At 58.4% G+C, this 22,978-nt stretch carries 31 protein-coding genes; all 31 read right to left on the reverse strand.

Annotated features, from left to right (window positions below; all coding sequences use genetic code 11):
• Positions 1–24 precede the first annotated feature (24 nt).
• Positions 25–390: a 30S ribosomal protein S13 gene (rpsM, locus tag PQR53_RS27220; RefSeq protein ID WP_012434566.1), complete on the reverse strand. Its 366-nt coding sequence runs from the start codon at positions 388–390 to the stop codon at positions 25–27.
• 41 nt (positions 391–431) lie between these two features.
• Entirely contained in the window at positions 432–548 is a 117-nt protein-coding gene (gene rpmJ, locus PQR53_RS27225; protein WP_004199844.1) for a 50S ribosomal protein L36, read from the reverse strand.
• A 20-nt stretch (positions 549–568) separates the two neighbouring features.
• Positions 569–787: a translation initiation factor IF-1 gene (gene infA, locus PQR53_RS27230; RefSeq protein WP_004521905.1), complete on the reverse strand. Its 219-nt coding sequence runs from the start codon at positions 785–787 to the stop codon at positions 569–571.
• 8 nt (positions 788–795) lie between these two features.
• Positions 796–2,142 carry a preprotein translocase subunit SecY gene (secY, locus tag PQR53_RS27235; RefSeq protein WP_179734802.1) on the reverse strand — a complete coding sequence of 449 codons (1,347 nt, stop codon included), beginning with the start codon at positions 2,140–2,142 and terminating at the stop codon, positions 796–798.
• 46 nt (positions 2,143–2,188) lie between these two features.
• Entirely contained in the window at positions 2,189–2,623 is a 435-nt protein-coding gene (rplO, locus tag PQR53_RS27240) for a 50S ribosomal protein L15 (protein ID WP_074281990.1), read from the reverse strand.
• 29 nt (positions 2,624–2,652) lie between these two features.
• Positions 2,653–2,835, reverse strand: a complete 183-nt coding sequence (rpmD, locus tag PQR53_RS27245) for a 50S ribosomal protein L30 (RefSeq protein ID WP_007180126.1) — start codon at positions 2,833–2,835, stop codon at positions 2,653–2,655.
• Between the two features lie 10 nt (positions 2,836–2,845).
• Positions 2,846–3,364 (reverse strand): 30S ribosomal protein S5, encoded by a 519-nt coding sequence (rpsE, locus tag PQR53_RS27250; protein ID WP_006052219.1) that lies wholly within the window; start codon positions 3,362–3,364, stop codon positions 2,846–2,848.
• 14 nt (positions 3,365–3,378) lie between these two features.
• Entirely contained in the window at positions 3,379–3,744 is a 366-nt protein-coding gene (gene rplR, locus PQR53_RS27255) for a 50S ribosomal protein L18 (protein ID WP_006052218.1), read from the reverse strand.
• Between the two features lie 12 nt (positions 3,745–3,756).
• Positions 3,757–4,287, reverse strand: coding sequence for a 50S ribosomal protein L6 (gene rplF / locus PQR53_RS27260; protein ID WP_028199570.1), 531 nt, complete (start codon positions 4,285–4,287; stop codon positions 3,757–3,759).
• An 18-nt stretch (positions 4,288–4,305) separates the two neighbouring features.
• Positions 4,306–4,701, reverse strand: coding sequence for a 30S ribosomal protein S8 (gene rpsH, locus PQR53_RS27265; protein WP_006052216.1), 396 nt, complete (start codon positions 4,699–4,701; stop codon positions 4,306–4,308).
• A 14-nt stretch (positions 4,702–4,715) separates the two neighbouring features.
• Positions 4,716–5,021 carry a 30S ribosomal protein S14 gene (gene rpsN, locus PQR53_RS27270; RefSeq protein WP_006052215.1) on the reverse strand — a complete coding sequence of 102 codons (306 nt, stop codon included), beginning with the start codon at positions 5,019–5,021 and terminating at the stop codon, positions 4,716–4,718.
• 7 nt (positions 5,022–5,028) lie between these two features.
• Complete coding sequence (gene rplE, locus PQR53_RS27275) at positions 5,029–5,568, reverse strand: 50S ribosomal protein L5 (protein WP_006052214.1); 540 nt, start codon at positions 5,566–5,568, stop codon at positions 5,029–5,031.
• A 17-nt stretch (positions 5,569–5,585) separates the two neighbouring features.
• Positions 5,586–5,894, reverse strand: coding sequence for a 50S ribosomal protein L24 (gene rplX, locus PQR53_RS27280; protein ID WP_408460995.1), 309 nt, complete (start codon positions 5,892–5,894; stop codon positions 5,586–5,588).
• A 9-nt stretch (positions 5,895–5,903) separates the two neighbouring features.
• Complete coding sequence (gene rplN, locus PQR53_RS27285) at positions 5,904–6,272, reverse strand: 50S ribosomal protein L14 (RefSeq protein ID WP_006052212.1); 369 nt, start codon at positions 6,270–6,272, stop codon at positions 5,904–5,906.
• A 290-nt stretch (positions 6,273–6,562) separates the two neighbouring features.
• Positions 6,563–6,835 carry a 30S ribosomal protein S17 gene (rpsQ, locus tag PQR53_RS27290; RefSeq protein ID WP_007180129.1) on the reverse strand — a complete coding sequence of 91 codons (273 nt, stop codon included), beginning with the start codon at positions 6,833–6,835 and terminating at the stop codon, positions 6,563–6,565.
• Entirely contained in the window at positions 6,832–7,026 is a 195-nt protein-coding gene (gene rpmC, locus PQR53_RS27295; protein ID WP_007180130.1) for a 50S ribosomal protein L29, read from the reverse strand. Before rpmC ends, rpsQ begins: the two co-directional genes overlap by 4 nt.
• 10 nt (positions 7,027–7,036) lie before the next feature.
• The gene (rplP, locus tag PQR53_RS27300) at positions 7,037–7,453 is read right to left on the reverse strand and encodes a 50S ribosomal protein L16 (protein ID WP_007180131.1); all 417 of its coding nucleotides are present in this window, start codon (positions 7,451–7,453) and stop codon (positions 7,037–7,039) included.
• Positions 7,454–7,455: 2 nt separating this feature from the next.
• Complete coding sequence (gene rpsC / locus PQR53_RS27305) at positions 7,456–8,262, reverse strand: 30S ribosomal protein S3 (protein WP_011490053.1); 807 nt, start codon at positions 8,260–8,262, stop codon at positions 7,456–7,458.
• 11 nt (positions 8,263–8,273) lie between these two features.
• Positions 8,274–8,606, reverse strand: a complete 333-nt coding sequence (rplV, locus tag PQR53_RS27310) for a 50S ribosomal protein L22 (protein WP_197070230.1) — start codon at positions 8,604–8,606, stop codon at positions 8,274–8,276.
• Positions 8,607–8,613: 7 nt separating this feature from the next.
• Positions 8,614–8,889, reverse strand: a complete 276-nt coding sequence (rpsS, locus tag PQR53_RS27315; RefSeq protein WP_054036552.1) for a 30S ribosomal protein S19 — start codon at positions 8,887–8,889, stop codon at positions 8,614–8,616.
• Between the two features lie 10 nt (positions 8,890–8,899).
• Positions 8,900–9,727, reverse strand: coding sequence for a 50S ribosomal protein L2 (rplB, locus tag PQR53_RS27320; RefSeq protein ID WP_115781223.1), 828 nt, complete (start codon positions 9,725–9,727; stop codon positions 8,900–8,902).
• A gap of 2 nt (positions 9,728–9,729) precedes the next feature.
• Positions 9,730–10,044 (reverse strand): 50S ribosomal protein L23, encoded by a 315-nt coding sequence (gene rplW / locus PQR53_RS27325; protein ID WP_007180135.1) that lies wholly within the window; start codon positions 10,042–10,044, stop codon positions 9,730–9,732.
• Positions 10,041–10,661 (reverse strand): 50S ribosomal protein L4, encoded by a 621-nt coding sequence (gene rplD, locus PQR53_RS27330; RefSeq protein WP_007180136.1) that lies wholly within the window; start codon positions 10,659–10,661, stop codon positions 10,041–10,043. The genes rplW and rplD overlap by 4 nt, the downstream gene beginning before the upstream one ends.
• Positions 10,661–11,320: a 50S ribosomal protein L3 gene (gene rplC, locus PQR53_RS27335; protein WP_007180137.1), complete on the reverse strand. Its 660-nt coding sequence runs from the start codon at positions 11,318–11,320 to the stop codon at positions 10,661–10,663. Before rplC ends, rplD begins: the two co-directional genes overlap by 1 nt.
• A 201-nt stretch (positions 11,321–11,521) precedes the next feature.
• A complete protein-coding gene (gene rpsJ, locus PQR53_RS27340) occupies positions 11,522–11,833 on the reverse strand; it encodes a 30S ribosomal protein S10 (RefSeq protein WP_006998489.1) in 312 nt (103 codons plus the stop codon).
• A 127-nt stretch (positions 11,834–11,960) separates the two neighbouring features.
• The gene (gene tuf / locus PQR53_RS27345; protein ID WP_063497539.1) at positions 11,961–13,151 is read right to left on the reverse strand and encodes an elongation factor Tu; all 1,191 of its coding nucleotides are present in this window, start codon (positions 13,149–13,151) and stop codon (positions 11,961–11,963) included.
• A gap of 47 nt (positions 13,152–13,198) precedes the next feature.
• Positions 13,199–15,301, reverse strand: coding sequence for an elongation factor G (gene fusA, locus PQR53_RS27350; RefSeq protein ID WP_172177406.1), 2,103 nt, complete (start codon positions 15,299–15,301; stop codon positions 13,199–13,201).
• Positions 15,302–15,435: 134 nt separating this feature from the next.
• Positions 15,436–15,906 (reverse strand): 30S ribosomal protein S7, encoded by a 471-nt coding sequence (gene rpsG / locus PQR53_RS27355; RefSeq protein ID WP_006053291.1) that lies wholly within the window; start codon positions 15,904–15,906, stop codon positions 15,436–15,438.
• Between the two features lie 179 nt (positions 15,907–16,085).
• The gene (gene rpsL, locus PQR53_RS27360) at positions 16,086–16,466 is read right to left on the reverse strand and encodes a 30S ribosomal protein S12 (protein ID WP_006998493.1); all 381 of its coding nucleotides are present in this window, start codon (positions 16,464–16,466) and stop codon (positions 16,086–16,088) included.
• A 221-nt stretch (positions 16,467–16,687) separates the two neighbouring features.
• Complete coding sequence (gene recQ / locus PQR53_RS27365; RefSeq protein WP_408460999.1) at positions 16,688–18,535, reverse strand: DNA helicase RecQ; 1,848 nt, start codon at positions 18,533–18,535, stop codon at positions 16,688–16,690.
• Between the two features lie 203 nt (positions 18,536–18,738).
• On the reverse strand, positions 18,739–22,977 hold the full coding sequence (gene rpoC, locus PQR53_RS27370; RefSeq protein WP_179734810.1) for a DNA-directed RNA polymerase subunit beta': 4,239 nt from the start codon (positions 22,975–22,977) through the stop codon (positions 18,739–18,741).
• Between the last annotated feature and the right edge of the window lies 1 nt (position 22,978).

Raw genomic sequence — 22,978 nt, forward strand, 5'->3', positions numbered from 1 at the left:
TTTTCCTGTAACTGTCAGTTCCGCTTACTTCTTCAGCGATTGCGCTGCACGACGCGGACCCTTGCGCGTACGGGCATTCGTACGCGTGCGTTGGCCACGCAGGGGCAAGCCCTTGCGATGACGCACGCCACGGTAGCAGCCGAGATCCATCAGGCGCTTAATGTTCATCGTCGTTTCACGGCGCAGATCGCCTTCAACGATGAACTTGCCGACTTCTTCACGCAGCTTTTCGAGGTCTGCGTCGTTCAGGTCCTTGACCTTCTTCGAAAATGCCACACCAGCAGCGACGCAAATGTCGCGCGAGCGCGTGCGGCCTACACCGTAAATTGCCGTCAGGCCGATTTCGGTATGCTGGTGATTCGGGATGTTAACCCCTGCGATACGAGCCATTGTTTTTCCTCAAACAAAAAGCGCAGCAAAAAGCGCGGCGTTCAGCCTTGACGCTGTTTGTGGCGCGGATCAGAGCTGCAAATCACGCGCACAACGCCTTTGCGCTTGATGATCTTGCAATTGCGGCAAATGCGCTTAACCGATGCCATCACTTTCATGATATTACCCTTTTTTCAAATCACTTCGCCCGGAACACGATCCGCGCACGCGACAGATCGTAAGGCGTCAATTCAACCGTCACCTTGTCGCCCGGCAAGATGCGGATATAGTGCATCCGCATCTTGCCGGATATGTGTCCCAATACGACATGGCCGTTTTCCAGCTTCACCCTAAAGGTAGCGTTAGGCAGGTTTTCGATGACTTCACCCTGCATCTGGATAACATCGTCTTTGGCCATAAGTCCTTTCAACGCATCGGGACGCCGCCGCCTTTGAAGTTAGCTTTCTTCAGCAGCGATTCATACTGTTGCGACATAACGTACGACTGCACCTGCGCCATGAAATCCATTGTGACGACGACAATGATCAGCAGCGACGTTCCACCAAAATAAAACGGCACGTTCCAGCGCAGTACCAAAAATTCAGGCAGCAGACAAACAAACACGATGTAGATCGCACCAGCCAGCGTCAGACGAGTCAGGATGCGGTCGATATATCGCGCGGTTTGATCGCCCGGGCGGATGCCTGGGACGAACGCTCCACTCTTTTTCAGGTTGTCGGCCGTTTCTCTGCTGTTGAACACCAGTGCGGTGTAGAAGAAACAGAAGAAGACGATCGCCAACGCGTACAGCAACACGTACACCGGTTGACCGGGCTTAAGGGCTTCGGCCACGTTGTGCAACGTGTCTGCGAACCAGCTGGTACGCGACCCCGAACTAAACCAGTTCAGGATGGTTGCCGGGAAGAGAATGATCGACGATGCAAAGATCGGCGGAATCACACCCGACATATTTAACTTCAGCGGCAGATGAGAAGACTGTCCGCCGTAAATCTTGTTGCCGACCTGCCGCTTGGCGTAGTTCACAAGAATCTTGCGCTGGCCACGTTCGATGAACACAACCAGATACGTCACTGCAGCAATCAGCGCGACCACGATAATCGCTGAGATGATGCTCATCGAGCCGGTTCGCACCAGTTCAAAAAGACCACCGATTGCGTTCGGGAACCCCGCCGCAATACCGCCGAAAATGATGATCGAGATACCGTTACCCAGCCCACGTTCCGTGATCTGCTCACCCAGCCACATCAGGAACATCGTGCCGGTCACCAGCGTCACGACCGTCGTCAACCGAAATATCATCCCCGGATCGATCACCAAGCCAGGCTGATTTTCCAAAGCGACGGCAATGCCGAACGCCTGGAATGTCGCCAGCAGGACCGTGAAGACACGCGTGTACTGCGTAATCTTCCGTTGACCCGCCTGCCCTTCCTTTTTCAGCGCTTCCAGCTGCGGCGAGACAATCGCCAGCAACTGCATGATGATCGACGCCGAAATGTACGGCATGATCCCCAGCGCAAAAATCGTGAACCGCGAAAGTGCACCACCCGAGAACATGTTGAACATGCCAAGGATGCCGCCCGACTGGCTTTGGAACAACTTTGCCAGTTGGTCCGGGTCGATACCCGGCACCGGAATGTGCGCGCCGATACGGTAGACAATCAACGCCAGCAGCAGGAACACTGCACGCCGACGCAGATCGCCAAACTTCGCCGCGCTGCGACCGGGTTTTGCGAGACTCGGACTGTTAGCCAAGTACCTTCTCCGATGCAAATGCTAGTGACGGCAAATAACTTGCGCGTTACTCGGCAAAAGAGCCGCCCGCTGCTTCAATAGCAGCACGCGCACCCTTCGTCGCACCCAGACCCTTCACAACGACTTTGCGCTTCAGCTCGCCCGTCGCGATGATCTTGGCGCTCTTGATCAGCTCGCCGAGCAGGCCGGCTTGCTTCAGAGCCAACAGATCGATTTCGTCGACCGGCAGCTTTTCCAGATCAGAGAGACGCACTTCACCGACGAATTCCTTCGTCAGCGAGGTGAAGCCACGCTTCGGCAGGCGCCGTTGCAGCGGCATTTGACCGCCTTCGAAGCCAACCTTGTGAAAGCCGCCCGAACGCGACTTCTGACCCTTGTGACCACGGCCAGCCGTCTTGCCCAGACCGGAGCCGATACCACGGCCGACGCGACGCTTAGCGTGCTTCGAACCTTCAGCCGGCTTCAGGTTATTCAATTCCATTATCAACTCCTTGAGTCCTGGTCAGCCGCTTAGCTGATGACCTTAACGAGGTACGAAACCTTGTTGATCATGCCGCGCACAGCCGGCGTGTCCTGCAACTCGCTAACCGAGTTGAGTCGGCGCAGGCCCAAGCCACGCACCGTTGCACGGTGCGTTTCACGGGTGCCGATCAGGCTCTTGACGAGCTGGACCTTGACAGTTTTATCAGACATGGTGTCCACCTTAGCCCAGAATATCTTCGACGGACTTGCCGCGCTTCGCCGCGATATCACCCGGCGTCGACTGCTTGCGCAGACCGTCGAGCGTTGCACGAACGAGGTTGTACGGGTTCGTCGAACCGTGGCTCTTGGCCACAACGTTCTGCACGCCCATCACGTCGAACACTGCGCGCATCGGGCCGCCGGCGATCACACCGGTACCGTCCTTGGCCGGAGCCAGGAGGACCATCGATGCGCCGTGCTTACCGTGCACTTCGTGTTGCAGGGTACCGTTCTTAAGCGGCACCTTGAACATGTTGCGGCGAGCCTGTTCCATCGCCTTCTGAACAGCGACCGGCACTTCCTTCGCCTTGCCCTTGCCCATACCGACGCGGCCATCACCGTCGCCAACCACGGTCAGTGCGGCGAAACCGAGAATCCGGCCGCCCTTCACAACCTTGGTCACGCGGTTGACCGAAATCATCTTTTCGCGCAGGCCGTCGTCGCGTTCGTCAGCCTGAACTTTCGCTTGCATCTTTGCCATGACGAATTCTTCCCTTAGAACTTGAGTCCGGCTTCGCGCGCCGCATCGGCCAGCGCTTTCACGCGGCCGTGGTAACGGAAACCCGAACGGTCGAAGGCGACGGATTCGATGCCGGCAGCCTTAGCCTTTTCTGCAATGCGCTTACCGATCAGGGTCGCAGCAGCGACGTTGCCGCCCTTGCCCGTCTGATCAGCCAGTTGCGCACGCACTTCGGCTTCGAGCGTCGACGCGCTGGCGAGTACCTTGGTGCCGCACGGCGAGAACACTTGCGCATAGATGTGCGTGTTCGTGCGATGCACGGCGAGACGCGCGACCTGCAGCTCAGCGATCTTGATACGCGTCTGACGAGCGCGGCGCAGGCGAGATTGAGTCTTATCCATGATTGCGCACCCTTACTTCTTCTTCGTTTCTTTGAGGATCACAACCTCGTTGGCGTAACGCACACCCTTGCCCTTGTAGGGCTCCGGCGGGCGATAGCCGCGCACTTCTGCAGCGACTTGGCCAACTTGTTGCTTGTTGATCCCCTTGATCACGATTTCGGTTTGCGTCGGGGTTTCAGCCTTGACACCTTCCGGCATCTGGTGCACCACAGGGTGCGAGAAACCCAGCGACAGGTTCAGCTTGTCGCCTTGCGCCTGTGCGCGGTAACCGACGCCAACCAGCGTCAGCTTGCGCTCGAAACCCTTCGTCACGCCGTTCACCATGTTCGCAACCAGTGCGCGCATCGTGCCCGACATCGCATTCGCTTCGCGGCTTTCGTCCACCGGCTCAAACTTCAGCGTGCCGTTGTCGTTCACCACTTTAACGAGGCTGTTTGCAGCCTGCGAAATCGTACCCAGCGGACCCTTGACGGTAATGCGTTCGTCGCTCAGGGCCACTTCTGCGCCTTGCAGCGCGATCGGGCTTTTACCTACTCGAGACATGTTTCTCTCCTTTCGGCCTTAAGCGACGTAGCAGATGACTTCGCCGCCAACGCCCGTTGCACGCGCCTTGCGGTCCGTCATCACGCCCTTCGGCGTCGACACGATTGCCACGCCGAGGCCATTCATGACCACGGGGATGTCGTTACGGCCGCGGTACACACGCAGACCAGGCTTCGAAACGCGTTCAATGCGCTCGATCACCGGACGGCCAGCGTAGTACTTCAACACGATGTTCAATTCAGACTTCGCACCTTCGGACTTCACTGCGAAATCATCGATATAGCCTTCGTCCTTAAGGACCTGCGCAATCGCAACCTTGACTTTCGACGAGGGCATAGTCACCGAGACTTTCTCAACCATCTGCGCATTGCGGATGCGAGTCAGCATATCGGCGATAGGATCACTCATGCTCATTTACGTTTCTCCTATTACCAGCTCGCCTTGGTCAGGCCAGGGATCTCGCCGCGGAACGCGATTTCGCGAATCTTGTTACGCGCCAGCCCGAATTTACGGAACGTGCCACGCGGGCGACCGGTAATTGCGCAACGGTTGCGCTTACGGGTCGGATTAGAGTTGCGCGGCAGTTGTTGCAGTTCCAGACGTGCTGCGTAATGCTCTTCGTCCGACTTGCTCATATCGCCGATGATCGCTTTCAGCTCAGCACGCTTGGGAGCGTACTTAGCGGCCAGGCGAGCACGCTTCTTTTCACGTTCGATCAGTGCCAGTTTAGCCACGGTAACCTCAGTTTCTGAACGGGAACTTGAAGCTGGCGAGCAGAGCCTTTGCTTCGTCGTCGGTCTTCGCAGTCGTCGTGATGCTGATATTCAGCCCACGCAATGCGTCGATCTTGTCGTAGTCGATTTCGGGGAAAATGATCTGCTCTTTCACACCGATGTTGTAGTTGCCGCGACCATCGAACGCACGACCCGACACGCCACGGAAGTCACGCACACGGGGGAGCGCAACCGTCACGAAACGGTCCAGAAATTCGTACATTGCCTGACCACGCAACGTGACCATTGCACCGATCGGATAGCCCTGACGGATCTTGAAGCCAGCGATTGCCTTGCGTGCCTTCGTGATCACCGGCTTCTGGCCTGCGATCTTCGTCAGGTCGCCAACGGCGTTTTCGATGATCTTCTTGTCAGCAACCGCTTCGCCAAGACCCATGTTCAGGGTGATCTTGGTGATGCGCGGCACTTCCATCACGGACTTGTAACCGAACTTCTCGATGAGGCCGGGTACAACCTTCTCTTTGTAAAACTCTTGCAAACGAGCCATTTTTTTACTCCGCAGCGTCAGGCGCTCAGCACAGCACCGGTCGTCTTAAGGAAACGGACCTTCTTGTCTCCTTCGACCTTGATGCCTATACGCGACGCCTTGCCATTCGCGTCGACCAATGCGACGTTCGAAATTTGCAGCGGCATCGTCTTGGCTTCCACACCACCCGTCGTACCCTTCATCGGGTTCGGCTTGACGTGCTTCTTGACGAGGTTGATACCCTCGACAATGACTTTGTCTTCGCCAACGGACAGCACGACGCCGCGCTTGCCTTTATCTTTGCCGGTGATGACGATTACTTCGTCACCTTTGCGAATCTTGTTCATCGCGACTCCTTACAGCACTTCAGGTGCCAACGAAACGATCTTCATGAATCGTTCGCTGCGCAACTCGCGCGTAACAGGCCCGAAAATACGGGTGCCAATAGGTTCGAGCTTGGCATTCAACAGCACTGCTGCATTGCCATCGAACTTGATCAGCGAGCCGTCCTGACGGCGCACGCCCTTGGCGGTGCGAACCACCACGGCGTTATAAATTTCGCCTTTCTTCACGCGCCCGCGCGGCGTTGCTTCTTTGACGGTCACCTTGATGATGTCGCCAATGCTGGCATAACGACGCTTCGAGCCGCCGAGAACCTTGATGCACATGACTTCACGCGCACCGGTGTTGTCGGCCACTTCAAGCCGAGTTTCGGTCTGGATCATGGTTTATCTTTCCCAACTTAATCCGGCCACACCACCATGGCGTACCCGGTCAGTCTTGGTCCCGTCAGCCAATCGGCTGCTTGGGTATGAACAGCAGCGACGGCAAACGAAACCCGCCATCGCAATCCGGTGAATCCTACGGAACAGACTGGCGCCTGCACCGCTTCCCCCACCAACTTCGCCCGCGACGGGGCTCCCATAAAAGAGGGAAGACCGAGATTATAACAAATAATCTCGGTCTTGCAAGCGAAACTTACTGCGACTTCAACTACTTCTACAACTTTGCGGCGTCAGATGACGCGAGCAGCCTCGACCAGGCGAGCCACAACCCAAGCTTTCGTCTTCGAAATCGGACGCGTTTCCTGGATTTCAACGAGGTCACCCTCGTTGTACGTGTTCGCATCGTCGTGCGCGTGATACTTCTTCGAACGCACAACGTACTTGCCGTAGATCGGGTGCTTCACGCGGTGCTCAACCAGCACGGTGACCGTCTTGTCCATCTTGTTGCTGACGACCTTGCCGACCAGCGTCCGCTTGAGCGAGGTTTTTACGCTATCGTTCATTTCTGGTTCGCCTTCTCAGTCAGGACGGTCCGCACACGTGCGATGTCGCGACGAACCTTCTTCAGCTGGCTCGTGTTCGTGAGCTGCTGGGTCGCGAGTTGCATGCGCAGGCCGAATTGCGCCTTCAACAGGTCCGACAGCTCCTTGTTGAGCGCGGCCTGATCTTTCTGGTGAAGTTCGGAAGCCTTCATCATTTGCTCCTTAGGCGCCGAGCTGACGCACGATAAACGTCGTCTTAAGCGGCAGCTTAGCTGCAGCCAGACGGAACGCTTCGCGTGCCAGCTCTTCGGTTACGCCATCCATTTCGTACAGCATCTTGCCCGGTTGAATCTCTGCGACGTAGTACTCAGGGTTACCTTTACCATTACCCATCCGTACTTCAGCCGGCTTGTGCGAGATCGGCTTGTCCGGGAAGATGCGGATCCAGATGCGGCCACCACGCTTGATGTGACGCGTCATTGCACGACGTGCCGCTTCAATCTGGCGCGCGGTCAGACGACCACGACCGATCGCCTTCAGGCCGAACTCACCGAACGACACCGCGTTGCCGCGGGTAGCGATACCGGTGTTACGACCCTTCTGCTCTTTGCGATACTTTCTGCGTTTCGGTTGCAGCATCGTTATTCTCCAGTCTTCCCGCCGTCGCCGGCACCGCCAGCACGACGAGGAGCGCCACGGCGTGCACCTGCCGGGCCACCACCTTCACCATCGCGACGCGGACGGCGATCGCCACCCGGACGTGCGTTACGGCGCGGACGCTTTTCTTCGGCGACTTCTTCAACCACCGGTGCGTCGTTGCGGCCGAGCGTGTCGCCCTTGTAGACCCACACCTTCACGCCGATGATGCCGTACGTCGTCTTCGCTTCCGAAGTTGCGTAGTCGATATCAGCACGCAGCGTATGAAGGGGCACGCGACCTTCGCGATACCATTCCGTACGAGCGATTTCGATACCGTTCAGGCGGCCAGCGCTCATGATCTTGATGCCTTGAGCACCCAGACGCATTGCGTTTTGCATCGCACGCTTCATCGCGCGGCGGAACATAATCCGACGCTCGAGTTGTTGCGTGATCGAGTCAGCGATCAGTTGCGCATCGGTTTCCGGCTTGCGGATTTCTTCGATGTTGACGTGGACCGGAACGCCCATACGGCGTTGCAGTTCCGACTTCAGCAACTCGATATCCTCGCCCTTCTTACCGATGACGACACCCGGACGCGAGCTATAAATCGTGATGCGCGCGTTTTTCGCCGGACGCTCGATAACGACGCGACCAACCGAAGCGTTTTTCAGCTTCTTCTTCAGGTATTCACGAACACCGATGTCTTCCTGCAACATCGCCGCGAAATTGTTGTTGTTCGCGTACCAACGCGACGCCCAATTGCGGCTGACGGCCAAACGGAAGCCAGTCGGATGAATTTTCTGTCCCATCGTATGACCCCTTAATTCCCGACCGTCACAGTGATGTGACAGGATTGCTTCTCGATGCGGTTACCACGGCCTTTTGCGCGCGCAGTAAAACGCTTGAGCGACGCAGCCTTGTCGACCATGATGCTCGTTACCTTGAGCTCATCGATATCGGCGCCTTCGTTATGCTCCGCATTCGCGATCGCCGACAGCACGACCTTTTTCACGATTCCCGCAGCCTTCTTCGGCGAGAACGTCAGAACGTTCAGCGCCTTGTCGACCGGCAAACCGCGGATCTGGTCAGCCACAAGGCGCGTTTTCTGCGCCGAGATGCGGGCACCGCGATGAATTGCTTTCACTTCCATCATGAGCCCCTTATTTCTTAGCCTTCTTGTCGGCTGCATGACCCTTGAACGTCCGGGTCAATGCAAACTCGCCAAGCTTGTGGCCGACCATGTTTTCCGAGATGTACACCGGAACGTGTTGACGGCCGTTGTGAACGGCAATCGTCAGACCGATGAAATCCGGCAGAATCGTCGAACGACGCGACCAAGTCTTGATCGGCTTCTTGTCACGCGCAGCGGCTGCCGACTCAACTTTCTTCAGCAAATGGGCGTCGCAGAACGGACCTTTTTTTACAGAACGTGCCATTGCCTACTCCTTAACGCTTGTGACGGCGCTGGACGATCATGCTCGTCGTGCGCTTGTTGCTGCGGGTGCGATAACCCTTAGCAGGCGTGCCCCACGGGCTCACCGGATCGCGACCTGCAGCCGTCTTGCCTTCACCACCGCCGTGCGGGTGATCGACCGGGTTCATTGCAACGCCACGCACCGTCGGGCGGATACCGCGCCAGCGGTTCGCGCCAGCCTTACCGATTTGACGGAGGCTGTGCTCTTCGTTACCAACTTCACCAATCGTCGCGCGGCATTCAACGTGAACGCGGCGGATTTCACCAGAGCGCAGGCGGACCTGTGCGTAGATGCCTTCACGAGCCAGCAACATCGCCGACGTACCAGCCGAACGCGCCATTTGCGCGCCCTTGCCCGGCAGCATTTCAATGCAGTGGATCGTCGTACCGACCGGAATGTTGCGGATCGGCAGCGTGTTACCTGCGCGGATCGGAGCTTCCGAACCCGACATCAGTTGCTGACCAACCGTCACGCCCTTCGGAGCGATGATGTACTTGCGCTCGCCGTCTGCGTACAGAACCAGCGCGATGTTCGCGCTACGGTTCGGATCGTACTCAAGACGCTCGACCTTCGCCGGAATGCCGTCCTTGTTGCGACGGAAATCGACGACGCGATAGTGATGCTTGTGACCACCACCCTTATGACGCGTGGTGATGTGGCCGTTGTTGTTACGGCCGGCGGTCGAAGATTGCGAATCGAGCAGCGGTGCGAACGGCTTGCCCTTATGCAGATCCTTGTTGACCACCTTGACCATCGCACGGCGACCCGGCGAAGTCGGCTTAACTTTAACGATTGCCATGATTACTTGGCCTCCGCTTCAAAGTTGATTTCCTGGCCGGGCTTCAGGCAGACGTACGCCTTTTTCACGTCCTTGCGCTTGCCCATGAAGCGGCCAAAGCGCTTGGCTTTGCCCTTCGAGACCAGCACGTTGACGGAATTGACTTCCACCTTGAACAGCAGCTCGACTGCAGCTTTCACTTCCTGCTTCGTGGCATCGGGCGCGACTTCGAACACAACTTGCTCGTTCTTGTCGGCCACCAGCGTCGCCTTTTCGGAGATCACCGGCGCGAGCAGGACCTGCATCAAACGATGATCGTTCTTGCGAATCTCGCTCATGACAGCAACTCCTCGATCTGGGCGACCGCAGCCTTCGTGATCAGGATCTTCTTGAAGTAGATCAGCGACAGCGGGTCGGCGTAACGCGGCTCGACAACTGCCACATGGGCGAGGTTGCGCGACGCGAGGTACAGGTTTTCGTCAACCGTGTCGGTAATCACCAGCACGGAGTCGAGACCCATCGCCTTGAATTTTTCGGCCAGCAGCTTCGTCTTCGGCGCTTCGAGCGTCAGCTCGTCGACCACCGAGATACGGCCTTCGCGGGCCAGCTGCGAGAAGATCGAGCAGAGACCTGCGCGATGCATCTTCTTGTTGACCTTGTGCGAAAAGTTTTCTTCCGGCGAATTCGGGAAAATCCGGCCACCGCCGCGCCACAACGGGCTCGACGACATACCGGCACGGGCACGGCCCGTACCCTTCTGGCGCCACGGCTTCTTGGTCGTGTGCTTGACTTGCTCACGGTCCTTCTGCGCGCGGTTGCCGCTACGGGCATTCGCTTGGTACGCCACCACGACCTGGTGAATCAGGGCTTCGTTGTAATCGCGACCGAACACTACGTCCGACGCGCTAACGCCTGCACCTTCCTGACCATTGGCATTCAGGAGCTTAAGTTCCATTATTTCGCTCCTTTCACGGCACGCGTCTTCACAGCCGGCGTAACGAATACCTTGCCACCCTTCGCACCCGGAACGGCGCCCTTGACCAGCAACAGCTTGCGGTCAGCGTCGATACGAGCGATTTCGAGGTTTTGCACGGTTACCGTATCGTCACCCATGTGACCGGTCATGCGCTTACCCGGGAAAACACGACCCGGATCCTGCGCCATACCGATCGAACCCGGCACGTTGTGCGAGCGCGAGTTACCGTGCGATGCACGGCCGGATGCGAAGTTGTAACGCTTGATGGTACCGGCGTAGCCCTTACCGATCGACACGCCTTGCACGTCGACCTTCTGGCCTACTTCGAACAGGTCGGGACCAACCACGGTGCCGTTCGACAACTCGGCAGCCTTGGCAGCATCGATCTGGAATTCTTTGAGGATTTCACCGGCTTGAACACCGGCTTTGGCGAGATGACCGGCCAACGGCTTCGTCACACGCGATGCACGGCGCGTACCGAATGCAACCTGCACGGCTGTGTAGCCGTCGGTTTCAACAGTCTTGATCTGCGTCACGCGGTTGTCGGACACGTCCAGCACGGTAACGGGAATCGAATCCCCTTCTGCCGTGAAGATACGGGTCATGCCAACCTTGCGACCTACGAGTCCAAGGCTCATCGTTTTCTCCATTCCCGACTGCGATTGGTCGGGGCTAATTTACAAAATGCCGGTGCCGTTTCGGGCATGAATTCATGCTGCAGCACACCGACTTTTTTGCGCAAATGCGCGAAAAGCCTTGCATTATAGCGAGGCTTTTCGTTTTCCGCAAGCAATCAATGACTTAGCGCTGCCCGGCACGCCAGGCAAGCTCTGGAAGCATTATTGCAGCTTGATTTCCACGTCCACGCCAGCCGGCAGATCCAGCTTCATCAGTGCGTCAACGGTCTTGTCCGTCGGATCGACGATGTCCATCAGGCGTTGGTGCGTACGGATTTCGAGCTGATCGCGCGACGTCTTGTTGACGTGCGGCGAACGCAAGATGTCGAAACGTTGAATGCGGGTCGGCAGGGGCACCGGACCACGAACGATTGCGCCAGTCCGCTTTGCCGTGTCGACGATTTCAGCTGCCGATTGATCGATCAGGCGATAGTCGAAAGCCTTCAGGCGAATGCGGATTTTCTGGTTCTGCATGACAATTCCTTGGAAAGAGCGAGGCGGTATTGCGCCGCCAGATAGTAAAAGAACGTAGAGCCGGGCACCCGCTATGGTGCTGGCGCCCGGCTCCGGGCACCACTTACTGCAGCTTCAACCCTCGATTTTACTCGAGAATCTTAGCAACCACACCTGCGCCGACCGTACGGCCGCCTTCGCGAATTGCGAAACGCAGACCTTCTTCCATCGCAATCGGGTTGATCAGCTTCACCGTGATCGACACGTTGTCGCCCGGCATGACCATTTCCTTGTCCTTCGGCAACTCGATCGAGCCCGTCACGTCCGTCGTACGGAAGTAGAACTGCGGACGATAGTTGTTGAAGAACGGCGTGTGACGACCGCCTTCGTCCTTGCTCAGCACATACACTTCAGCCGTGAAGTGCGTGTGCGGGTTGATCGAACCCGGCTTCGCCAGAACCTGGCCACGCTCCACGTCTTCACGCTTCGTGCCGCGCAGCAGGATACCCACGTTGTCGCCTGCCTGACCCTGGTCGAGCAGCTTGCGGAACATTTCCACGCCCGTGCAGGTCGTCTTCACCGTCGGCTTGATACCGACGATTTCGATTTCTTCGCCGACCTTCACGACGCCACGCTCAACGCGACCCGTCACCACCGTGCCGCGACCCGAGATCGAGAACACGTCTTCCACCGGCATCAGGAACGCACCGTCAACTGCGCGCTCCGGCGTCGGGATGTACGTGTCCAGCGCGTCGGCCAGGTTCATGATCGCCACTTCGCCCAGCTCGCCCGTGTCGCCTTCCAGCGCCAGCTTGGCCGAACCCTTGATGATCGGCGTGTCGTCGCCCGGGAAGTCGTACTTCGACAGAAGTTCGCGAACTTCCATCTCAACGAGCTCCAGCAGCTCAGCGTCGTCCACCATGTCGCACTTGTTCAGGAACACGATGATGTACGGAACGCCAACCTGACGCGCCAGCAGGATGTGCTCACGCGTTTGCGGCATCGGGCCGTCTGCAGCCGAGCACACCAGGATCGCGCCGTCCATCTGCGCTGCGCCCGTGATCATGTTCTTCACATAGTCAGCGTGGCCCGGGCAGTCGACGTGGGCGTAGTGGCGGTTAGCCGTTTCGTACTCAACGTGCGCTGTGTTGATCGTGATACCACGTGCCTTTTCTTCCGGCGCCGCGTCGATCTGGTCGTACGCCTTTGCTTCGCCGCCAAACTTCTTGGTCAGCACCGTCGTGATCGCTGCCGTCAGCGTGGTCTTGCCGTGGTCAACGTGACCGATCGTGCCGACGTTCACGTGCGGCTTGGTCCGTTCGAATTTACCTTTAGCCATGTTTCTCTTCTTTCAAAAAGTTAATCGTTGAATGACTTGCCGCGCGCTTACTTCGACTTCGCGTTGATGATCGCTTCAGACACGTTGCGCGGTGCTTCGGAGTAGTGCTTGAACTCCATCGTGTACGTTGCACGACCTTGGGTCAGCGAACGTAGCGACGTCGAGTAACCGAACATTTCCGACAGCGGCACTTCGGCGCGAACAATCTTGCCGCCGCCAACCATGTCGTCCATGCCCTGAACGATGCCGCGACGACCCGACAGGTCGCCCATCACGTTGCCCATGTAATCTTCAGGCGTTTCGACTTCCACGGCCATCATCGGTTCGAGGATGACCGGTTGAGCCTTGCGCATGGCTTCCTTGAACGCCATCGAACCGGCCATGCGGAACGCATTTTCGTTCGAGTCGACGTCGTGGTACGAACCGAACGTCAGGTGAACCTTCACGTCAACGACCGGGAAGCCTGCCAGCACGCCGGCCTTCAGCGTTTCCTGGATACCCTTGTCGACTGCCGGGATGTATTCACGCGGAATCACACCACCCTTGATTTCGTCCAGGAACTCGTAGCCCTTGCCTTGCTCATTCGGCTCGAGCGTGATGACTGCGTGACCGTACTGGCCGCGACCGCCCGACTGCTTGACGAACTTACCGTCAACGTCTTCCGCCTTGCCGCGGATCGTTTCACGATACGCCACTTGCGGCTTGCCGACAGTTGCTTCGACGCCGAATTCACGCTTCATCCGGTCGACCAGAATTTCCAGGTGGAGCTCGCCCATGCCCGAAATAATGGTTTGACCCGATTCTTCGTCCGTTTGAACGCGGAACGACGGATCTTCCTGAGCCAGACGGTTCAGGGCCAGCCCCATCTTTTCCTGGTCCGGCTTCGTCTTCGGCTCAACAGCCTGCGAAATCACCGGTTCCGGAAAAATCATGCGTTCGAGCACGATCGGGTGCAGCGGATCGCACAGCGTGTCGCCCGTGGTCGCGTCTTTCAGGCCAACAGCAGCAGCGATGTCGCCAGCGTGCACTTCCTTGATTTCTTCACGCTGGTTTGCGTGCATCAGCAGAATACGACCGAGACGTTCCTTCTTGTCCTTGGTCGCGTTCAGCAGCGTGTCGCCCGACTTGGTCGTACCCGAGTACACACGGAAGAAGATCAACTGGCCGACAAACGGGTCGGTCATGATTTTGAATGCGAGGGACGAGAACTTCTCGTCGTCAGCTGCGCGACGCTCAGCCTTCTCACCGTTTTCGAGTTCACCCGTAACCGGCGGAATATCGATCGGCGACGGCAGGAAGTCGAGCACGGCGTCCAGCATCCGTTGCACGCCCTTGTTCTTGAACGCGGTACCGCACAGCATCGGCTGGATTTCGCAAGCGATCGTACGGTCGCGCAGACCCTTAACGATTTCCGCTTCCGTCAGCTCGCCTTCTTCGAGGTACTTGTTCATCAGGTCTTCGCTCGATTCTGCCGCAGCTTCGACCATCTTCTCGCGCCATTCATTGCACGTGTCGACGAGTTCTGCCGGGATTTCTTCGTACGAGAACTTCGTGCCCTGGGACGCCTCATCCCAAATGATCGCTTTCATCTTCAGCAGATCGACCACGCCCGTGAACGTTTCTTCAGCGCCGATAGGCACCACGACCGGAACCGGGTTTGCCTTCAGGCGCAGTTTGAGCTGGTCGTAGACCTTGAAGAAGTTCGCGCCGGTACGGTCCATCTTGTTGATGAACGCGAGACGGGGAACCTTGTACTTGTTAGCCTGACGCCACACGGTTTCCGACTGCGGCTGCACGCCGCCCACTGCGCAGTAAACCATGCATGCACCGTCGAGCACGCGCATCGAGCGCTCAACTTCAATCGTGAAGTCAACGTGGCCCGGGGTGTCGATGATGTTGATGCGGTGCTCAGCGCGGTCGCCGGCCATGCCTTTCCAGAACGCCGTGGTAGCAGCGGACGTGATCGTGATGCCGCGTTCCTGCTCCTGCTCCATCCAGTCCATGGTGGCAGCGCCGTCGTGAACTTCACCAATCTTGTGGTTCACGCCGGTATAGAACAGGATGCGCTCGGTCGTCGTCGTTTTGCCGGCGTCGATGTGAGCGCTAATACCGATGTTACGGTAGCGCTCGATAGGTGTCTTGCGAGCCACTTTGATCCTCTATTGGGATGACGCGATGCGAGAAAATACCCATCGCGCTGTAACACAAACGGGCGAGGCGCTTTGTAAGCGCACCCGCCCGGAATTTCGTTCCGCTTTTTCTGCTAAACCCGAGTTCGGGAAGCTTAGAAACGGAAGTGCGAGAACGCCTTGTTGGCTTCTGCCATCCGGTGAACTTCGTCGCGCTTCTTCATCGCGCCGCCACGGCCTTCGGCCGCTTCGGAGAGTTCACCTGCCAGACGCAGGGCCATCGACTTCTCGCTGCGCTTCTTCGCGGCTTCACGCAACCAACGCATCGCCAATGCCATACGACGCGACGGACGCACTTCGACCGGAACCTGATAGTTTGCACCACCAACGCGGCGGCTCTTAACTTCGACCACCGGCTTGACGTTGTTGAGCGCTACCGTGAACACTTCCAGCGGGTCCTTGCCACCCTTGGTCTGGATCTGTTCGAAAGCGCCGTACACGATACGCTCAGCAACCGACTTCTTGCCGGAGAGCATCAGCACGTTCATGAACTTAGCTACATCTACGTTACCGAACTTCGGATCCGGCAACACTTCCCGCTTGGGGACTTCGCGACGACGCGGCATGTTTCTTCCTTAACTTTTCAGTTGGAGCTATTTTTAGCCCCGCGGCCACCAACTAACCCGATTCATCTCTAACGACTTACCAGCCTGGTCGGGTGACCACTTACTCGACAGCACCGGCGATTCCGGCACCACCGCTATTACGCCTTTGCAGGCGACCTGAAACTACTCTGACCGGCTAGTTACTTGCCAGCCTTGGCACGCTTAGCACCGTACTTCGAGCGAGCCTGCTTACGATCCTTGACGCCCTGGGTATCCAGCGAGCCGCGAACCATGTGGTAACGCACACCCGGCAAGTCCTTAACACGGCCGCCGCGAATCAGCACGACCGAGTGTTCCTGCAGGTTGTGGCCTTCACCACCGATATACGAAATGACTTCGAAGCCGTTCGTCAGACGAACCTTGGCAACCTTACGCAGTGCCGAGTTAGGCTTCTTCGGCGTCGTGGTGTACACACGGGTGCACACGCCGCGACGCTGGGGGCAGTCCTGCAAAGCCGGGCTCTTGCTCTTCGTCGTTTCCGACGCGCGGCCTTTGCGAACCAGTTGATTGATGGTTGGCATTGTTTATTCCTGAAATTGAACAAAATCGACGCATCTGTTTCCGGGCAAAGCAGAAACGATTGCGCATCGAACTTCCGGACCCGGGGGTCAGCGCACGAATTAACTTCGCACACGGGCATTCCAAGAACCGGAACCTAGCATAATATTCCGAAAATGCTAAGCGAGTCAACAGGTTGCGATGTTTCGCACGCCTGCCGACCTTAAACTGCCTGCGACGCCACTCAGTCGGCGGCGACGACTTCCAGTAACTCGTCGCCGAAACGGTCGAGTTTGCGGGCTCCCATGCCCGGAATACCGCGCAAATCCTCGATGGAGCCGGGACCGTTGCGGGCAATTTCGGCCAGCGTGGCGTCGTGGAAGATGACGTAGGCCGGCACGCCGTCGCTTTTCGCCGTCTCCGTGCGCCAGGCGCGCAGGCGTTCCCAGCGGGCGCGCTCGCGTGGGCCCATGCCGATCGTCGGATCGGCGCGCTCGCTCGTCCGGCCGGATGATTGGCGGGTGCGCGTGGGTTTCACGTAGCGGCGCATCGTAACGTTCTGCTCGCTCTTCAGCACTGCTTTGGCAGCTTCTGTCAGTACGAGCGAGCCGAAACCTTCGTGGTCGACGGTGAGGTAGCCAAATGCAACGAGTTGGCGAAAGATGGCGCGCCACTCCGCCTCGCCGAGCGCCGCCCCAATCCCAAAGGTGGTGAGCTTCTCGTGGCCGCGTTGCAGGATCTTCTCGCTGCGGTTACCACGCAGGATATCGATCAGGTGCCCGGCGCCGAAGTGAAACCCACTCGCCCGCTGCGCGCGGAACACACATGACAGCGCCATTTGCGCCTCGCGTGTCGCGTCCCATGTGTCGGGTGGTTCGATGCAGTTGTCACAGTTGCCACACGGCTTGCTCGATTCTCCGAAATACGCGAGCAGCCGCACCCGGCGGCAGGTCGCCGCTTCGCACAGCCCGAGTAGCGCATCGAGCTTGCCGGTCTGCACGCGCTTGTGCGCATCGTCAGCGTCGGACTCGTCGATCATCTTGCGCTGCTGCACGACGTCGCCCAGACCGTACGCCATCCATGCGTTCGCTGGCATGCCGTCACGGCCGGCACGCCCGGTTTCCTGGTAATAACCTTCGACACTCTTCGGCAAATCAAGGTGAGCCACGAAGCGCACGTCCGGCTTGTCGATTCCCATGCCGAACGCGATCGTCGCACACATCACGATGCCCTCCTCACGCTGAAACATCTCCTGATGCTTCTGGCGGATTTCGAACTCCATGCCTGCGTGGTAAGGCAACGCACGCATGCCTTTTTCTTTGAGCCACTCCGCCGTTTCTTCCACCTTGCGACGCGACAGGCAATAGACAACACCGGCATCAGTCGTGCCGTCTGGCTTGGAGTGCTCGGCGCGAATGAAGTCGAGCAATTGCGTACGCGCATTGTCTTTCTCGACGATGCGATAGCGAATGTTTGGACGATCAAAACTCGAGACAAAAATGCGCGCATCATCGAGCGCGAGACGGTGAATGATTTCGTCGCGCGTGATCGCGTCGGCGGTTGCGGTGAGCGCAATGCGTGGCACGTTGGGAAAGCGCTCATGCAACACCGACAGCTGAATATATTCAGGACGGAAATCATGACCCCATTGCGACACGCAGTGCGCTTCGTCGATGGCGAACAACCCGATACGCGTGCGCTCGAGCAATTCCTGGAAACGGGGCGTCATCAACCGTTCCGGCGCCACATACAGCAGATCGATTTCGCCTTCACGCAGTGCGCGCTCAGTGGCCATCGCCTCCGTGCTCGACAGTGTCGAGTTCAGGTAAGCGGCACGCACGCCGACTTCCTTGAGCGCGGCAACCTGGTCCTGCATCAATGCGATCAGCGGGGACACCACGATCCCGGCTCCGCACCCTGCTTCGCGCCGCACCAACGACGGAATCTGATAGCACAACGACTTGCCGCCACCCGTCGGCATCAGCACGAGGCAATCGCCGCCGCCGGCGACGTGCTCGACAATTTCACCCTGCTGTCCTCTAAATGCGGGGTAACCGAAGACTTCGTTGAGGATTTCGAGCGGACGGGACATGAATTGGAGAGAAGCAGCGTAATGCCGGTGACACGAATTTTACCAACGCATTCGTGCTGCGCCCGCGCTTTGCACAAACGTTAGCCGTTTGGCCGACGAATCCACAAAAACACACAAAAAACGAGGCGCATAAAAAAAGCCGCTCAGTCGAAACTGAGCGGCTTCGCTGGCTGGTGAGCCCAAGCGGCTTGCGCCGCCGGGACTTACTCGCCTGAGTGCTGCTGTTCGGCGGCCGGGGTTTCCGGCGTACCGAATTCGAACGACTCTTCCGCTGCGATCTGATCGAAACGCTCGCGGTCGGACAGTTCCTTGCTCTTGCGTGCCTTGTGGAACGCGAGACCCGTACCAGCCGGAATCAGACGACCAACGATCACGTTTTCCTTCAGCCCGCGCAGATCGTCGCGCTTGCCCATGATCGCCGCTTCGGTCAGCACGCGAGTCGTTTCCTGGAACGACGCCGCGGAGATGAACGAATCGGTCGACAGCGATGCCTTCGTGATACCGAGCAGCACGTTGTCGTAGGTTGCCGGGATCTTGTCTTCAGCAGCCATCCGGTCGTTCTCGTCGAGCATATCCGAGCGCTCGACCTGTTCGCCCATGATGAAGCGCGTGTCACCGTTATCGACGATCTGCACACGGCGCAGCATCTGACGGACGATCACTTCAATGTGCTTGTCATTGATCTTCACGCCCTGCAGACGATACACGTCCTGCACTTCGTCCACGATGTAGCGCGCCAGCGCTTCAACGCCCTGCAAACGCAGAATGTCGTGCGGATCAGCCGGCCCGTCGACAATCATTTCGCCCTTGTTGACGACCTGACCATCGTGCACCAGAACCTGCTTTTCCTTCGCGATCAGGAACTCGTGCTGATTGCCTTCGAGGTCCGTGATAACGAGACGCTGCTTGCCCTTCGTGTCCTTACCGAACGACGTCGTGCCCGTGACTTCCGCCAGAATACCGGCGTCCTTCGGCGAGCGCGCTTCGAACAGTTCGGCCACACGCGGCAGACCACCGGTAATGTCACGCGTTTTCTGCGATTCAACCGGGATACGTGCCAGCACTTCACCGACCTGCACTTGCTGACCGTCCTTCACGGTGATCAGAGCGCCGACCTGGAAGCCGATCTGCACCGAGTGCTCGGTGTTCGGGATCTTGACTTCTTCGCCGTTCGCGTCGAGCAGCTTAACCTGCGGGCGCACCGTCTTCGACGCTTGCGAACCGCGGCGCTTCACGTCGATCACGACCAGCGTCGAGAGACCCGTCACATCGTCGATCTGCTTGGCAACCGTCACGCCTTCTTCGACGTTTTCGAACTTCACCGTACCACCGTACTCGGTGATGATCGGACGCGTCATCGGATCCCACGTCGCCAGTTGCGTGCCGGCCTTGATCTGCGCGCCGTCCAGTTGCAACAGCGTCGCGCCGTACGGCACCTTGTGACGTTCACGCTCGCGGCCGTGGTCGTCGGTGATCATTGCTTCGCCCGAACGCGAGATGACGATCTGCTCGCCCTTCGCGTTGGTGACGTAACGCATGGTTGCCGTGAAACGCACCGTACCGTTCGACTTGGCTTCAACCGACGAAGCCACTGCTGCACGCGATGCCGCACCACCGATGTGGAACGTGCGCATCGTGAGCTGCGTGCCCGGTTCACCGATCGACTGAGCAGCGATCACGCCAACTGCCTCACCGACGTTGACCGACGAGCCACGACCCAGGTCGCGGCCGTAACAGGCTGCGCACAAACCGTAACGCGTTTCGCAAGTCAGCGGCGTACGCACGCGCACTTCGTCGATGCCGAGGCGTTCGATTTCTTCGACCGCGTCTTCGTCGAGCAAGGTGCCCGTTTCGTACAGCGTTTCCTGCGATTCCGGATTGACGACGTCAGCCACCGTCACGCGACCCAGGATTCGGTCACGCAGCGCTTCGACGACTTCACCGCCTTCGACCAACGCCTTCATGGCGACGCCGTTGGACGTACCGCAATCGTCCTCGACCACCACCAGATCCTGCGTCACGTCGACCAGACGACGCGTCAGGTAACCCGAGTTTGCCGTCTTCAGTGCCGTATCAGCCAGACCCTTACGCGCACCGTGGGTCGAGATGAAGTACTGCAACACGTTCAGGCCTTCACGGAAATTCGCCGTAATCGGCGTCTCGATGATCGAGCCGTCCGGCTTCGCCATCAGGCCACGCATACCGGCCAGCTGACGAATCTGAACCGCGGAACCACGAGCACCCGAGTCCGCCATCATGTAGATGGAGTTGAACGACTCCTGACGCGTTTCGTTGCCGTCGCGATCGACCACCGGTTCCGTCGACAGCTGCTCCATCATCGCCTTGCCGACCGCTTCCGACGTTGCCGACCAGATGTCGACCACGTTGTTGTAGCGTTCTTGCGACGTAACGAGACCCGACATGTACTGACGGTCGTATTCCTTCACCTTCTTCGCGGCGTCGCCGACGATGGTTTCCTTCTGCGGCGGCACGAGCATGTCGTCGACGCAGATCGAGATACCAGCGCGCGTTGCCAGACGGAAACCCGACTGCATCAACTGGTCGGCGAAAATCACCGTTTCACGCAGACCGCACTTGCGGAACGCGGTGTTGATCAGACGCGAGATTTCCTTCTTCTTCAGCGGCTTGTTCAGCACCGAGAACGGCAGGCCCGGCGGCAGAATTTCCGACAGAATCGAACGGCCAACGGTCGTCGCGTACAGCGAGATCTTCGGCACGAACTTCGGCGCGCCTTCCGACGTGTCTTCGTTGTGGACCATTTCCGTGATCCGCACGTTGACGCGCGAGGCCAGCTCGACTTCCTTGTTTTCGTAAGCACGCAGCGCTTCCGACACGCCGGTGAACGTCAGGCCTTCGCCCTTGGCGTTCACGGCTTCACGCGTCGCGTAGTACAGGCCGAGCACAATATCCTGCGACGGCACGATCGACGGATCGCCGTTGGCCGGGAACAGGATGTTGTTCGACGCCAGCATCAGCGTACGCGCTTCCATTTGCGCTTCGAGCGACAGCGGCACGTGCACAGCCATCTGGTCACCGTCGAAGTCGGCGTTGAACGCCGCGCAAACGAGCGGGTGCAGCTGGATTGCCTTACCTTCGATCAGCACCGGCTCGAAAGCCTGAATGCCAAGACGGTGAAGAGTAGGCGCACGGTTCAGCATGACCGGATGTTCGCGGATCACCTCTTCGAGGATGTCCCACACCACCGGCGTCTGGTTCTCGACTTCCTTCTTCGCAGCCTTGATGGTGGTAGCCACACCCATCACTTCGAGCTTGTTGAAGATGAATGGCTTGAACAGTTCGAGCGCCATCAGCTTCGGCAGACCGCACTGATGCAGCTTGAGCGTCGGGCCGACCACGATCACCGAACGGCCCGAGTAGTCAACGCGCTTACCGAGCAAGTTCTGACGGAAACGACCGCCCTTACCCTTGATCATGTCAGCGAGCGACTTCAGCGGACGCTTGTTCGCGCCGGTCATTGCCTTACCGCGACGACCGTTGTCGAGCAGCGAATCGACGGCTTCCTGCAGCATCCGCTTTTCGTTGCGGACGATGATTTCAGGCGCCTTCAGTTCGAGCAGACGCTTCAACCGGTTGTTACGGTTGATCACGCGGCGATACAGGTCGTTCAGGTCCGACGTCGCGAAGCGGCCGCCATCCAGCGGCACCAGCGGACGCAGCTCCGGCGGCAGCACCGGCAGCACTTCGAGCACCATCCAGTCAGGCTTGATGCCCGAACGTTGGAAAGCCTCGAGCACCTTCAGGCGCTTCGCGTACTTCTTGATCTTCGCTTCCGAACCCGTGTTCTTGAGTTCGGTGCGCAACATCTCGACCTGTTCGTCGATGTTGATCGCGCGCAGCAGTTCGCGAACGCCTTCCGCGCCCATTTCGGCACGGAATTCGTCACCGTACTCTTCGACCTTGTTGTAGTAATCCTCTTCCGTCATGATCTGCCGCGCTTTCAGCGGCGTCATACCCGGATCGATCACCACATATGCTTCGAAGTACAGCACGCGTTCGATGTCGCGCAGCGTCATGTCGAGCACCATGCCCAAACGCGACGGCAGCGACTTCAGGAACCAGATGTGAGCGACCGGCGAGGCCAACTCGATGTGGCCCATCCGTTCGCGACGCACCTTCGCGAGCGTCACTTCGACGCCGCACTTTTCACAGATCACGCCACGATGCTTCAGGCGCTTGTACTTGCCGCACAGGCATTCGTAGTCTTTGATCGGCCCGAAGATCTTCGCGCAGAACAAACCATCGCGTTCCGGCTTGAACGTCCGGTAGTTGATGGTTTCCGGCTTCTTGACTTCGCCGAACGACCACGAACGGATCTTGTCTGGCGAGGCCAGACCGATCTTGATCGCGTCAAAAACTTCAGGCTGTTGGACTTGCTTGAATAGATCGAGCAGAGCTTTCATT

Origin of the sequence: Paraburkholderia fungorum (assembly GCF_046027605.1) — a bacterium.
In the GTDB taxonomy this organism is placed as follows: Bacteria; Pseudomonadota; Gammaproteobacteria; order Burkholderiales; family Burkholderiaceae; genus Paraburkholderia; species Paraburkholderia fungorum_F.